The sequence below is a fragment of the Actinoplanes sp. OR16 genome (assembly GCF_004001265.1).
Classification (GTDB): Bacteria; Actinomycetota; Actinomycetes; order Mycobacteriales; family Micromonosporaceae; genus Actinoplanes.
Genome location: NZ_AP019371.1, coordinates 7,425,096 through 7,439,175 on the forward strand (window position 1 = coordinate 7,425,096; position 14,080 = coordinate 7,439,175).

Annotated in this window: 10 protein-coding genes and 1 riboswitch; of the genes, 4 read left to right on the top strand and 6 right to left on the bottom strand. The window is 70.3% G+C overall.

Annotation, left to right across the window (positions count from 1 at the left end; all coding sequences use genetic code 11):
• Positions 1–9: 9 nt before the first annotated feature.
• The 5 genes from EP757_RS34245 to EP757_RS34265 are packed head-to-tail and all read right to left on the bottom strand — an operon-like array spanning position 10 to position 8,719.
• Positions 10–3,099, bottom strand: coding sequence for an alpha-L-rhamnosidase (locus EP757_RS34245; protein ID WP_127552526.1), 3,090 nt, complete (start codon positions 3,097–3,099; stop codon positions 10–12).
• Positions 3,099–4,352: an ABC transporter substrate-binding protein gene (locus EP757_RS34250; protein ID WP_127552527.1), complete on the bottom strand. Its 1,254-nt coding sequence runs from the start codon at positions 4,350–4,352 to the stop codon at positions 3,099–3,101. The genes EP757_RS34245 and EP757_RS34250 overlap by 1 nt, the downstream gene beginning before the upstream one ends.
• A gap of 25 nt (positions 4,353–4,377) precedes the next feature.
• On the bottom strand, positions 4,378–6,975 hold the full coding sequence (locus tag EP757_RS34255; RefSeq protein ID WP_127552528.1) for an alpha-L-rhamnosidase: 2,598 nt from the start codon (positions 6,973–6,975) through the stop codon (positions 4,378–4,380).
• Positions 6,972–7,793, bottom strand: coding sequence for a carbohydrate ABC transporter permease (locus EP757_RS34260; RefSeq protein WP_127552529.1), 822 nt, complete (start codon positions 7,791–7,793; stop codon positions 6,972–6,974). The genes EP757_RS34255 and EP757_RS34260 overlap by 4 nt, the downstream gene beginning before the upstream one ends.
• Positions 7,790–8,719 carry a carbohydrate ABC transporter permease gene (locus EP757_RS34265; protein WP_127552530.1) on the bottom strand — a complete coding sequence of 310 codons (930 nt, stop codon included), beginning with the start codon at positions 8,717–8,719 and terminating at the stop codon, positions 7,790–7,792. Before EP757_RS34265 ends, EP757_RS34260 begins: the two co-directional genes overlap by 4 nt.
• Before the next feature lie 281 nt (positions 8,720–9,000).
• Between EP757_RS34265 and EP757_RS34270 the strand changes: the two genes are divergently transcribed.
• From EP757_RS34270 to EP757_RS34285, 4 genes are all read left to right on the top strand, one after another.
• The gene (locus EP757_RS34270) at positions 9,001–9,993 is read left to right on the top strand and encodes a LacI family DNA-binding transcriptional regulator (RefSeq protein ID WP_232050148.1); all 993 of its coding nucleotides are present in this window, start codon (positions 9,001–9,003) and stop codon (positions 9,991–9,993) included.
• A 40-nt stretch (positions 9,994–10,033) separates the two neighbouring features.
• Entirely contained in the window at positions 10,034–11,074 is a 1,041-nt protein-coding gene (locus tag EP757_RS34275; protein WP_127552532.1) for a LacI family DNA-binding transcriptional regulator, read from the top strand.
• Positions 11,075–11,082: 8 nt separating this feature from the next.
• Positions 11,083–11,910 carry an alpha/beta hydrolase gene (locus EP757_RS34280; protein ID WP_127552533.1) on the top strand — a complete coding sequence of 276 codons (828 nt, stop codon included), beginning with the start codon at positions 11,083–11,085 and terminating at the stop codon, positions 11,908–11,910.
• Between the two features lie 97 nt (positions 11,911–12,007).
• Positions 12,008–12,781 carry a class I SAM-dependent methyltransferase gene (locus EP757_RS34285; RefSeq protein ID WP_160165970.1) on the top strand — a complete coding sequence of 258 codons (774 nt, stop codon included), beginning with the start codon at positions 12,008–12,010 and terminating at the stop codon, positions 12,779–12,781.
• Between the two features lie 20 nt (positions 12,782–12,801).
• Here EP757_RS34285 and EP757_RS34290 read toward each other — a convergent pair whose 3' ends face one another.
• Complete coding sequence (locus EP757_RS34290) at positions 12,802–13,959, bottom strand: benzoate/H(+) symporter BenE family transporter (RefSeq protein WP_127552535.1); 1,158 nt, start codon at positions 13,957–13,959, stop codon at positions 12,802–12,804.
• Positions 13,960–13,975: 16 nt separating this feature from the next.
• A riboswitch (ZMP/ZTP riboswitch) is annotated at positions 13,976–14,063 on the bottom strand.
• Positions 14,064–14,080 lie beyond the last annotated feature (17 nt).

Sequence of the window (14,080 nt, forward strand, 5' to 3'; positions counted from 1 at the left end):
CGGGACCGGTCAGCGAGTGCTGAAGGCGTAGGTGCCGGACGGCACCTCGAAGACCGCGTAGCCGCCTTCCACCCGCAGGAAGCGAGCGCGGCGCGGAGGGGAAGCCACCCGGCCGCCCAGGGTCGGCACGTGGACGGTCGCGGTCGTGTTCGGCGGGACGGTGACGGTCAGCCGCAGCCGGTTGCCGTCGCGTCTCCACTCCGAGCGGGCGGTGCCCTGCGGCGTGACGTAGTGGCCCTTCACGAACGTCAGGTCACCGACCACCTTGGGCTGGATGACCAGCTCGCGGTAGGCGATCGTGCCGGCGGCGGCGCAGATACCGGCGAGACCGGCGTGGAACCACTCCTCGATCTGCGCGAGGATCATGTGGTTCTTCGAGTCGCCGCGGTTCCACCGCTCCCCCATGGTCGTCATGCCGCCGGGGTTGGCGACGGTCGACTCCATGAAATAGCCGTAGCTGGGCTGCTCGTCGGAGTGGATCAGGTCCCAGAGGACGTCGTCGCGGCCGCCGGCGGAAAGCGCCCGCACGGTCGGTGCCATGCCGATGGTGCCGCCGCTGAAGTGCGGGCCGCCGCCGTTCGGGTGGAACGCGTAGATCATCGCCACCAGGTTGTCGAGGACCGCCTGGCGTTCGGCATCCGGCACGAGACCGGCGTCGAGGGCGAGGGCCTGCGCCGACTGGGAGACGGCGCCGTTGTCGGCGTAGAGCTTGCGCGCCGAATCCCAGAATGTCGTGTTGAACGCCGTGGTGATGTCGGCGGCCAGTGCCGAGAACCGGGCGGCATCAACCGGCTTTCCCAGGTCCGCGGCCAGCGCTGCGAGATCCTTTGCCATCATGTAGTAGCCCCACGTCCCGGTGATCTTCCCGGAGACCGGTTCTGCCGAGACCCAGTCGGCCAGGGCCGCGTCGACGATGTGGTTCACCGCCTTCTGCCGCGCGATGTAGTCGGCGAAGAGGACGAGCTGCGGGTAGTAGCGGGCCGCGGTCTCGACGTCGCCGTACAGCGAGCGCAGGAAACCGGGCACCAGGATGATCGCGTTACCCCAGTTGATCTCGTCGCCGAAGCGCCCGGTGTAGCCCCAGTCGTAGACCGGGGTCTTGAGCGCTACGTTGCCGCGCATCGGCGTGTCCGCGAGGGACTGCCCTTCGGCCAGGTGCCGCTCGTGGGTGCGCAGGTAGGCGTCGAGGTCGAAGTTCCGGTGGATCGACCCCATCGGCATCGTGTAGTCGGCCGGGTAGGACAGCTTCTCCCGGCCGGGGCAGTCGGTGAAGACGCTCATGATGTTGCCGGCGAACGAGTACCAGGCCATCTTGTGGATCCGGTTGACCCGGGCGTTCGAGGTGGTGACCGCGCCGGCAAGCGGGGTCTCGGCCTGTACCCGCAGCCCGGTGATCGTCTCGGTGGTCGGCACATACCCGTCCGGAAGGCCGGTGACCTGCACCCACTGCATGCCGAAGTAGTTGAAGTCCGGCCGCCAGGTCTCGCCGCCGCGCAGCCCGGCCGTGGTGTAGGTGTTGAACAGGTCGACACCCCGGCTGCCGCCACCGCCGCGCAGCGACGCCTGATCCACGGTGCCGTCAGCGGCGAGGGATTCGGCGGGCGAAACGCGGATGGTCGTGCCGGCGGGCACGTTCCGCAGGCGAAGGAGAGGAAACCCGACGATGTTCTGGCCGAAATCGAACACCCATGTGCCCGGTACCGGGTTGGTGATCGCGACCGGCTCGTAGCGGTCGGCGACCGTGATCGGCGGCGCGGTGCGGCCGACCAGCTTCGTGGCCAGGTTCGGCGGCGGCGCGATCCCGGCGGCGATCCACCCGGTGGCGGTGCCGTCGCGGCGCTTCGCCGTGGCCGACAGGTCGGACTTCGGCTCGTCCCAGCCGGGCTGCTCGCGGCGGGCGTCGAAGTCCGAGCCCGAGTACCAGGCGTCGGTGATCAGCGGGCCGAGCGCGGTCCGCCACTCCCGATCGGAGACGATCACGGTGTCCCGGCCGTGGGCGTACGTGATCTCCAGCCGGGCGATGAAGCGCGGCGTGACAGCGGCGCCGGCGCTGGCGTCGCTGGCGGCGATGTTGTTGCCGGAGCCGGTGACCGTGGCATCGGCCGGATGCGGCTTCGACAGGCCGGGCGTGAACGTGATGCTGTCGGCGCCGATCGCGGTGATGACCCGCGACTCCAGGTTGTCGCCGCCTCCGCCGGTGTCCACGTTGACGGTCCCGCCGACGTGGTAGCCGGTCACGCTCGACACGGTCACGCTGGTGGCGCCCGCCTCGACGGCGCCGATCAGGGTGCCGTTGCCCTTGAGCTGGCTCTGCCACCAGGAGTACGGCGCGGTCCGTCCCACAGCGGGGTTGGTGACACTGCGCCGGACGTAGGCAGGCCCGTTGCCGAGGCGTACCCCGACGGTGTTCGGTCCTTTGCGCAATTGATCCGAGATGTCGTAGACCCGGTACTCGCTGGAGAGCTGGTAGTTGGAGTAACCGGGAGCCAGGACCTCGTCGGTCAGCGAACGCCCGTTGACGGTCGCCAGGTGCATGCCGACACCGGACAGGTAGAGCCGTGCCCGGACGACCGTGCGGCGCGTATCCGTGGTGAACTGCCGGGCGAAGATCGGCATCGGCTGGTTCTCGGCACGGCCGGGGTGTTCGATCCAGCGTGCGTCACCCCAGTCGGACTGCTCCAGCAGACCGGTCTCCCAGGTCGACGCCCGGCTCCAGCCGGTGGCCTTCCCGGAAGCGTCCCAGGCGCGGACCTGCCAGCTCAGTCGCTGCCGGGAGGTCAGCGCCCGGCCGGCGTAGCGGACACCGGATTGCACGGCCGAGCTCACTGTGCCGGAGTCCCAGAGGAGCCGGCCGCCGTCGTGGACCCGGATCTGATAGGCGGTCTGCCGATCGGCGGCCGGCGACGACGTCTCGGCGAACCGCCAGCTGAACACCGGCGTCCGGGTGTCGAGACCGAGCGGCTCGTCGCCACGGCCGTCGACCCGGAGGCCGACGACCCGCGGGCCGGGCCCGTTGCCGTGGGCGGAGGCGGGACTACCGGTCAGCACGGTCGCGGAGGGAACGGCGAGGGACAGTCCTAGCGCTGTACGTCGTTTCATCAGGAGCCGGCCTTGTAGTCGGTGTCCATGTCGGTGAGGACCTGGTCAGCGGTGGTCTGGTTGCTGAAGACCTCTTGCAGGCCGCTGAGCATGGTCTGCTGCACCTTCGCGTTCGGCCACAGCTGGTCCATGAACGGCACGGTCTTGTCGCCCTCGACGAACGAGGTGAGCTCGGCCAGGCCCGGGTCGACGGTGGTGCCCGCGCCCGGAAGCGTCGGCAGGCTGCCCTGCGCCTCGTTGAAGGTCTTCATGCCCTCGGGCGACATCACGAACGTGACGAACTCGAGCGCGAGCTCGGGGTTCTTCGCCTTGGCGTTGATGCCGTATCCGGCGCCGGCCGCGGCGGGCATGATGAACTGCGCCGGGTCGTCGGTGGCCGGCAGCGCCTTCATGGTGAACTCGCCGTCCGGGTTCTTCTCCTTGAGCAGCCCGATGATCCAGTTACCCTGGACGATGCCGAGCGTCTTTCCGGTGGCGGCGAGGGTCTGGCTGGCCTCGTAACTCGTGCCGAGCGGGTCCTTCTGGAAGCAGCCGGCGCTGTTCATCTCCTGGTACTTGGCCATCGCGGTGGTCCACTGCGAGTTCGCGAAGGTGGCCTGCCCGGCGGCCATCTTGGCGTCGAAGTCCTTGTCACCGCTGTAGACGGTGGTCGCGACCAGCGCGTACAGCACGATCTGGGTCACCCAGTTGTCCTGGATGCCGAGCGCGAACGCGGGCGTGCCCTTGCCGGCGGCGGCCTTGCAGAACGCGAGCAGTTCGGTCCAGGTCCCCGGCGCCGTCAGGCCCGATTCGGTGAGCGCCTCGTCGTTGTAGACCGCGCCGATGCCGTTGAGACCGAAGAGCGCGTTGTACGTCTTACCCTCGTATTGAGCGACCTTCTTGAAAGCGTCCGGCAGCTGCGCGGCCCACGGCTGGTCGGACAGGTCCCGCAGATAACCGGGCTCGGCGATCACATAGGTGGCGCCGGGGTTGCCGTTGCCGGGCCACACGGTCATCACGTCCGGCGCGGTGCCGGAGGACAGCTGCGTGCGGATCTGCTGCTGGTACTGGTCGGCGCCGCTGGTGGTCAGGTTGACGGTGACGCCGGGGTTGGCGGCCTTGAACGCGTCGACGACCTTCTCGATCGAGCCCTGGTCGACCGAGGCGATCGTCAGGGTCTGGTTGTCGCCGCTGTCGTCGTTCCCGGCGTTGGTGCCGCTGGAACAGGCGGCGAGAAGGGATGCTGCCGCAACCGCGGCGAGGACTTTTCTCATGATCTTCTCCTGCGTTGGAGATGACTCAGACGGGGGTGGTGAAGGTGTATCGGCCGGACGCCAGCCACAGGGTGAGCCCGGTGGCGGACGGCCCGGCCCGCAGAACCCCGGGCGTTCCGGCAGCGTGCACACTGCCGGGGTCGCTGGTGGGGATCACGAGGACGGCGGTGCTTCCCGGCGGCACCGTGGCGGTCACGGTGAGCCGGTCGTCTTCTCTCGTCCAGCCGCAGGCGACCAGGCCGCGGGCGGTCTCCTGCTCGGCGCGGGCCCAGGTCAGGCGGCCGGTCGGATCCGGAGCAGGCCGCAGCAGCAACTCCGAGTAGGCGATCGACTCGGGTGTCTGGTCGATGCCGGCGACCCGGCCGTAGAGCCAGTCGCCGACGCTGCCGAGGCTGTAGTGGTTGAACGAGTTCATCGCGGCGGACTGGAAGCCGTGCTGCTCGGTCCAGCCGTCCCAGCGTTCCCAGATCGTGGTGGCGCCGTGCCGGATCGAGTAGTTCCAGGACGGGTATTCGTCCTGGTGCAGCAGGGCGTAGGCGAGGTCGGCGCGGCCGTGCTCGGTGAGCACCGGGCAGAGCAGGGAGACGCCGACGAAGCCGGTGGTCAGCCGGTTGCCGCGGCGTTCGATGTCGGCCGCGAGGTGGTCGGCGGCGAGCCCGATCAGGTTCTCCGGAACAAGATCGAAGGCCAGGGCCAGGAGGTACGAGGTCTGCGTGCCGCCCTTGACGCTGCCGTCGTCACCGACGAACGCGCCGGCGAACGCGTCCCGGATACGCGCGTGCAGCTCCCGCCACCGCTGCGACGGCCGGTCCAGGACCTCCGCGGCGGCCGCCACGATCGCGGTGCTGTGCGCGAAGTACGCGGTGGACAGCACGTCGCGCGGCGTCTCCGCGTCGATCTGCAGCCAGTCACCGTAGGAGTTCCCGGTCCGGTGCTCCCAGATCAGGCCGGGGTTGTGCCGGTGGATGTGCTCGACCCAGCCGGCCATCGCGCCGAAGCTGCGCTCCAGCACCCGCCTGTCGCCGTAGGTGCGCCACAACAGCCACGGGATGATGACGCCGCCGTCGCCCCAGGCCGGCGCGCCCTCCCGGTCGAACGCGATGATCGGCGCGACGTCGCGGAAGGCGCCGTCGTCGTTCTGGCCGTCGACGACATCCCGCATCCAGCGGGCGAAGAACGCCGACACGTCCGCGTTGCGGGTCGCGGTCGGCGCGAACACCTGCGCGTCGGCGAGCCAGCCGAGCCGTTCATCGCGCTGCGGGCAGTCGGTCGGCACCGCGACGAAGTTCCCGCGCTGTCCCCAGCCGATGTTCGCGTGCAGCTGGTTGACGGTCTCGTCGGAGGACTCGAACCGGCCGGTCCACGGGGTATCGCTGTGCAGCACCCGGGCGGTCACGTCCTCCGGATCCGGGGTGTGACCGGTGATCTCGGCGTACCGGAAGCCGTGAAACGTCAGTGTCGGCTCGAAGACCTCGAGATCAAGACCTTTGCAGATGTACGTGTCGATCGCCGCCGCCCTGCGAAGGTTCGCGACGTAGAGCTCGCCGCCGTCGAGTACCTCCGCGTGCCGCAGGGTGACCCGCTGACCGGCCCGGGCGCCACGGATGGTGAGGCGGACCCGGCCCACCAGGTTCTGCCCGAAGTCGACGATGCCGTTGCCGACGGTTCGGGCGGGCAGTTCGGCGGTGACCCGGATCGGCGCGTCGGGCTCGGCGACCAGCGGACCCGGATCGGTGTCCAGGATCGCGACCGGGCGCGGGGCGGAGAGCTCCCGGCGGCCGTCGGTGAACTGGCCCATCATCAGGTCGGCGGAGCGGATCGGGCCGTCGTGTTCGGTCCATTCCCGGCCGGTGGCGATGACCTGCCGGGACCCGTCAGCGAAGTCCAGCACGAGCTGGCAGAGGAAGCCGGGGGCGTCGCCGTAGTGGCGGGCCGGGCGGCGCGGGTCGAAGCCGACGTACCCGCTCCACCAGCCGTCGGCGACGGTCGCGGCCAGGGTGTTGCCGCCGGCCCGGACCTGGTCCGTCACGTCGTAGGTCTGGTACTGGATGCGGTGGTGATATTCGGTCCAGCCGGGCGCCAGCTCGTGGTCGCCGATCCGGGTGTCGTTGAGGCTCGCCTCATAGACGCCGCGGGCGGTCGCGTACAGGCGGGCCCGGACCGGCGCGGCGGTGAGGTGGAAGGTCCGGCGCAGGTGGATCGGCGCCTCGGTGACCCCGGGCGTGACCAGGTCGTCGTCGGTCGGCGGATCGACCGGGGGCAGCGCGGCCGGGTCGCGGCCGATCCACACCGCCGGCCAGTCCTCCCGGTGCGGCAGGCCGGTCTCGAACCAGGTCCGCGCGGTGCCGGCCGATGCGCCGGTCTCGTCGAAGACCTCGACGCGCCAGTGGTACCGGGTGGCCGAGCGCAGGACCGGCCCGTCCCAGGTGATCAGGAGTGTCTCGGGGGATTCCCGCCGGCCGGTGTCCCAGACCGGCTCGTCGCCGAGGAAGGCGGTGATGCGGTAGGCGCTCTGTGCGGCGCCGTTGCGGTCCGAGCGCAGTTTCCAGGACAGGCGCGGCCGGGGCTCGTCGACGCCGAGGGGTTCGGTGCGCTGCTCGGTGGTGAGGCCGTAGACGATCATCCTTTGAGACCTCCGGCGAATCCGTTGATGATGCTGCGCTGCAGGGCCAGGTAGACGGCGAGGACCGGCACGATGCTGATCAGCAGGGCGGCGAAGATGAGGTTCCAGTCGGAGACGAACTGGCCGACGAAACCGGCTACCGCGACCGGCATGGTCTGCTGGTCGCTGCCGGACAGGTAGAGCAGCGGGGTGAAGAAGTCGTTCCACACGCTGACGGCGTTGAGGACCAGCGCGGTGACCGTGATCGGTTTGAGCATGGGCAGGATGACGTAGCGGAACGCGGTCAGAGGCCCGCAGCCGTCGATGGTGGCGGCCTCTTCGAAGTCGCGCGGCAATGCGCGCAGGAAGCCGACGTACAGGAAAGTGGTGAAAGGGACCTGCAGGCCGGAGTAGAAGAGCACCAGGGACCACACCGATCCGAGAAGTCCCAGGTCGCGGATGGTCTGGTAGAGCGGGAGCGCGGCGAGCTGGAACGGCAGGATCAGGCCCAGCATGATCAGCAGGAAGGTGCCGCGCGACCAGTGCGCGGTCGATCGGGCCAGTGGATAGGCGGCCAGCGACGACACGACCAGCACGATCAGGACGCTGACCGTGGTGACGAGCACGCTGTTGATCAGGGCGCCGCCGAGTCCGCCCTCGCGCCAGGCCTCGGTGAAGTTGGCGAGCGTCGGGCTCTGGGTGAGCGCGATCGGCGAGGAGGTGTCGCTCGGCGCCCGGAAGGCGAGGTTGACCAGCACGTAGACGGGGAAGGCGAACACGACCGCCACCGCGATCATCACGGCTTCCAGCAGGAATGTCTTCGTCGTGTATCGGTTCATGACGCGGCCTTCTCGTTGCGGTTGAGGACGGCGTACTGGCCGGCGGAGATGACCGCGACGATGGCGGTGAGCACGACGGCGAGGGCGATGCTGTAGCCGAATTCGCCGAGGGTGAACGCGTCCTTGTAGATCAACGTGGAGATGGTGTCGGTGGCGTGCCCGGGCCCTCCGCCGGTCATGCCGTAGACCTGGTCGAACAGCTTGAGCCCGCCGATGATCGAGAGCATCACGTTGATCGTGATGGCCGGCGCGAGCAGGGGCCGGGTCACCGACCAGAAGCGGCGGACCGGACCACTGCCGTCGATCGCGGCCGCCTCGTAGATCTCCCGCGGGATCGACTGGAGGCCGGCGATGAAGATGACCATCGAGTAGCCGGCGTACTGCCAGACCACGACCATGACGATCATCCAGAGGGCGAGGTCGGGGTCACCGAGCCAGTTCTGGCCTCTCATGCCGAAGAATCCGAGCAGGCTGTTCACCGCGCCGTCCGGGCCGAGCAGGTTGCGCCACAGATAGGCGGTGACGATCTGCGCGACGACGGCCGGGGCGAACAGTAGTACCCGCAGGAGGTTTCGGCTCTTGATGGCGGTGTTGACGCCGAGCGCGAGCAGCAGGCCGAGCCCGTTCTGCAGGACGGTGATCGCGACCGCCACCAGTAGGGTGTGCCCGATGGCCTGCACCGCGTCCGGGTCGTCGGTCATCGCCCGGAAGTTGTCCAGGCCGATGAACGCGAAGTCCGGGTCGAGGCCGTCCCAGTCGGTGAAGGCGTAGTAGACGCCGCGGGCGCTGGGGACGAGCACGACGAACGCGAACAGCAGCAGTGCCGGGACGGTGAACCACCAGGGGGGCGCGGCATGTGCCCGGCGGCGGAGCGGCGCCGGTGCGGCCGCCCGGCTGGGACGCCGCTGTCGAAGATCGGTTGTCACGGGAAACCCACCTTGCTGAATCGTTTCATGATCAGGTGGAACGGCCGCGGCGCCGGGGGCGGCCTCTGCGGCGCTGGAGTGATGTGGGCAACGTTTTCCAAATGTTTCGCCGACCTTACGAGCGCGTGCCGAAGAGCGTCAAGGGTTTCATTGCCTTTTGGTGGTCGCCTACACCGCTTCCCCGCCGCCTCGATGATCTCTATCGTGGGTAACGTTTCACTAAGCGGGGAGAGCGCATGCACCAACAGCCGGTAACCGCCCGAAGGGTGACAATCGTGGACGTGGCCCGGCATGCGGGCGTGTCGACGACGGCGGTGTCCAAGGTGCTGCGCAACGCGTACGGCGTCAGTCCCGGGATGCGCACCCGGGTCAGCGCCGCCGTCGACGAGCTCGGCTACCGGCCCTCGGCCGCCGCCCGTGCTCTGCGCGGGCGCACCTGGACCGTCGGCGTGATGCTGCCCGACGTCCGGAACCCGTTCTTCGCCGACATCCTCGACGGTGTCGCCGAGCACCTCGGCGACACCGAGTACCAGCTGTTCATCACGTCCGGCTGCGACGACGTGACCAGCGAGGCCCGGGTCACCGAGGCGATGATCGACCGCAGCATGGACGGCCTGATCCTGATCGCGCCGGTGTCGCCGCCGGCGCACCTGGACCGCGTCGGGCGTACCGTGCCGACCGTGGTCATCGGCCGGCACAGCCGATCGACCTGCTTCGACACCGTCAACGACGACGACTTCACCGGCGCCGCGCTGATGGTCGCCCACCTCGCCGGCCTCGGTCACCGCCGCATCGCGCACATCGAGCACCACGAGACCGACCCCGTGCGGCTCGCCGAGATGCCGAACGCGCTCCGCGCCGACGGCTACCGCCACGCCATGCTCTCTCATGGCATCGGCGAGCACATCGACATCGCCGCGACCAGCTACACCCGCGACGGCGGATACCACGGCGCCCGGATCCTGCTCGGCCGCGACGACCCGCCCACGGCGATCTTCGCGGGTGCCGACGTCGCCGCCCTCGGTGTCCTCGACGCGCTCACCGAGGCCGGGCTGTCGGTGCCCGGGGACATCTCGGTCGCCGGATACGACGACATCACCCTGGCCGGTTTCCGGCCGATCTCGCTGACCACCGTCGACCAGGGCGGCCGTCGCATCGGCACCGTCGCGAGCCGGCTGCTGCTGGACCGCATCACCGATCCGGGCCGCCCGGCCACCCAGGTGAAACTCTCCCCCACCCCGGTCGTCCGGGCCACGACCGGCCCGCCACGCTGATCAGTACGCTGTTGCCCAGCCCGCAGTTCGAAGGAGACCAGTGGACAAGCCCGCGCCCCGTCGCGTGACCATCGTCGACGTCGCGCGCCACGCCCAGGTGTCCACCACCGCGGTCTCCAAGGTGCTGCGCAACGCGTACGGCGCCAGTCCGGCCATGCGCAGCAAGGTCCAGCAGGCCATCGCCGAGCTCGGCTACCGGCCGTCGGCCGCCGCCCGCGGGCTGCGCGGGCAGACGTACACGATCGGCGTGATGATCCCGGAGCTGCGCAACCTCTTCTTCGCCGACATCCTCGACGGCATCAACGCCCAGCTCGGCGACAGCGACTACCAGGTGCTTCTCGCCGCCGGCTGCAACGGCGAGAAGGCCGAGGCGAAGGTCATCGACGCGATGATCGACCGCAGCATGGACGGCCTGGTGCTGATCGCCCCGGTCTCGGCCAGGAAACGCCTCACCGAGGTCGCCCGCAGCGTGCCGACCGTGGTGGTCGGCCGGCACGGCTCGTCACCCGCCTACGACAGCGTCACCGACGACGACATCGCCGGTGCCGCCCTGGTCGTCGACCACCTCGCCGGCCTCGGCCACCGCCGCATCGCGCACATCGAGCACCACGAGACCGACCGGATCCGCCTCGCCGAGATGCCCAACGCGCTGCGGGCGAACGGCTACCGCGCCGCGATGGCCGCCCACGGCCTCGCCGACCACGTCGACATCGCGTCGACCAGCTACACCCAGGCCGGCGGCTACCTCGGCGCCCAGCAGCTCCTCGCCCGACCGGTACGCCCGACCGCCATCTTCGCCGGCGCCGACGTCGTGGCCCTGGGCGCCCTCGAAGCGATCGCCGAGGCCGGCCTGACCGTGCCCGGCGACATCTCGGTGGCCGGCTACGACAACAGCGCCCTCGCCGCCTTCGGACCGATCTCGCTGACCAGCGTCGACCAGGACGGCCGGCAGATGGGCGCCAACGCCGCCCGCCTGCTCGTCGAGCGGATCAGCCAGCGCGACCGCCGGACCGCCCACATCAAGCTGTCACCCACGCTGGTCGTGCGGCGCACCACTTCTCCTCTTCACCCCCGGGAATGACCCCGCCCATGGACATCACGATCGAAGATCAGCGGATCGACGGGCCGCACGGCGAGATACCCGTCCGCGTCTACACGCCGCCCGGCGAGGTCCGGACGGGCCTCGTCTGGGCGCACGGCGGCGCCTTCTTCGGCGGCGACCTCGACATGCCGGAGAGCGACCGGGTCGCCCGGCGGTTCGCCTCACGCGGCATCACTGTCGTCGCCGTGGACTACCGCCTCGCGCCGATCCTGGACTGGACGACCGGCGTCGCCTCTCCCGCGGCCGGCCGCGTGCACTACCCGGTCGCCTCCGAGGAGGTCACCGCCGCGTTCACCTGGGCCTCGTCCACCCTGCCCGCGGCGCGCGGCTGGGCGATCGGCGGAGCCAGCGCCGGTGGGGCGCTCACCGCCGGCGCCGCCCTGCGGCTCCGCGACAGCGGCGGGCCACTGCCCCGCGGCGTGCTGCTGGCCTACCCGGTGCTGCACGCGGCCCTCCCCCCGCTCCCTGCCGAACTCGCCGCGAAGGTGGCGACGCTGCCGAACGCCGACCTGATCGGCGCCGAAGCCGTCAGCAGGATGAACCTCAACTACGTCCGGGACCCCGCCGCGCTGACCCAGCCGTACGCCTTCCCCGGCGGCCACGACCTCACCGGCCTGCCGGCCACGTTCCTCCTCAACGCCGACTTCGATCCGCTGCGCGCCTCCGGCCAGCAGTACGGCGCCGAACTCGCCGCCGCCGGAGTGGACCTCGTGCTCGTTCGCGAAGCCGGGACCCGCCACGGGCACCTCAACGAACCGGACGATCCGGCCGCCGAACGCAGCATCGACCGCATGGCGGACTGGCTCCTGTCGTGACTTCGCCCTCCCGCGTATCGAGCGTCAGTGCCGGTCGGCCGAAGCGCAAGACGCGGGTGCGCACGATGAGGGACGGCCGAGACGAGTCGAGGGAGTCGTGACGAGCGTCTACGACAGCGAGCGGCTGGCGGCGGCGTATGCGTTCGACCGGCCGCCGGTCCATCAGCAGATCCTGCGATCGGCCCGCCTCGACGGCCGCGCACATCGGGCGCTCGATATCGGATGCGGAGCGGGCCTGTCCACCGCCGCGCTGGCGTCGCTTGCCCAGCAGGTGATCGGCCTCGAGCCGGTCCCCGCCATGCTGGCGCACGCCCGGACGGTCGCGCCGCAGGCCCGGTTCGTCGTCGGCGGCGCCGAGCACCTGCCGTTCGGGGCAGGAGTGTTCGATCTGATCACGGCGGCGGGCTCGCTCAACTACACCGATCTCCTGCCGGCGCTCTCCGAGATCTCGCGGGTGCTGGCCCCCGGTGGAGATCTTCTGCTGTACGACTTCTCCGAGGGCCGGCGCTCGACGAGCGGTGACGCGCTGGCGGACTGGTTCGGCGCCTTCGAGCAGCGGTTTCCTTGGCCCGCCGGATGGCGGCCGCTCGATCCGCGTGAGTTGTCCCTCGCCGCCTGCGGCTTGCGCCTGCTGGAGTACACCGATATCGAACTTCGGCTGCCCACGAGCTTCGACGACTACCTGCGCTACACAGTCAGCGGCATCAACGTCGACAGCGCCGTCACGCGTGGATCCTGCACGCCCGAGCAGGCCCGCGCCTGGTGCCGGGAGACACTGGCTCCGGTGTTCGCGGCGGGCGACCTGACCGTCGTCATCCCGGCGTACCTCGCCACGCTGGGCCGCGCCGACGGCGAATCACCCCTTCGCTGACCCGGCCGGAGGCCGGCCTCTCACGGCTGTGCGGCGTGCTGGGTCTCGGTGCGCCGGCGGAAGGCGCCGGTTGCCGCCGCGGTGAGGAGGCCGGCGATCAGGCCCCAGAAGGCGGAGCCGATGCCGAGCAGGGTCACGCCGGAAGCGGTGGCGAGCAGGGTGACGATGGCGGCCTCGCGCCAGCGGTCGTCGCGGACGGCGGCCGTCAAGGAGGATCCGATGGTGCCGAGCAGGCCGATGCCGGCGATGCCCAGGACCAGGACGGCGGGCAGGGCGGTGAGCAGTGCCGTGATCGTGGCGCCGAGCAGGCCGACGATCAGGTAGAAGACACCGGCCCAGACCGCGGCCAGGTAGCGGCGGCGTGAATCCGGATGGGCCTGCGGGCCGGTGCAGATCGCCGCGGTGATGGCGGCCAGGTTGATGCCGAACGCGCCGAACGGGGCCAGGAGCAGGTTCGCCGCGCCGGTCCAGGTGATCAGCGGGGACACCGGGATGTCGTATCCGTCGTTGCGCAGCACCGCGACACCGGGCAGGTTCTGCGACGCCATCGTGACGACGAAGAGCGGGATCGCCACGCCGATGACGGACTGCCAGGTGAACGACGGCATCGTGAAGACCGGGACGGCCAGGGCGAATTCCACGCCGCCGGACAGGGAAGGGGCGCAGACGGCGAGTCCGGCGATCAACGCGGCCAGTACGGCGTACCGGGGAAGGAACCGCCGGAAGATCAGGTAGGTGCCGAACATCGCGAGGATCAGAACGATGTCGGTGTTCGCCGAGGTGAACAGGCCGCTGCCGAAGCGCAGCAGCACGCCGGCCAGGAGCGCGGACGCCAGGGGAACCGGCACCTTCTCCATGATCCGGCCGAACCATCCGGTCACGCCGGTGAGGAAGATCAGTGCGGCGGAGACCACGAAGGCGCCGGCTGCCTCACGTACCGAATGGCCGGAAAGACCCGTGACCAGCAGGGCTGCGCCGGGAGTCGACCAGGCGGTGACCACCGGCGCCCGGTAGCGCAACGACAGGCCGATGCAGGTGGCGCCCATGCCGACGCAGAGGGCGAGGATCCACGAGGCGGCGTCGGCTCCGGCGGCCTGGGCGGCGCTGAAGACGATCGCCGCCGAGCTGGTGAAGCCGATGAGGACGGCGAGGAATCCGGCGGCGATCGGCGCGATCATGGGCACTCCAGGTTCAACGGGTCGCCCAGGCGCACGGCACGGCCGATCGTCGGCAAGCCGCTCCACGGTGGTGATCCACCCGAACGCCAGTCACGGCCTGCCGACAGCGTAATCGCTGCGC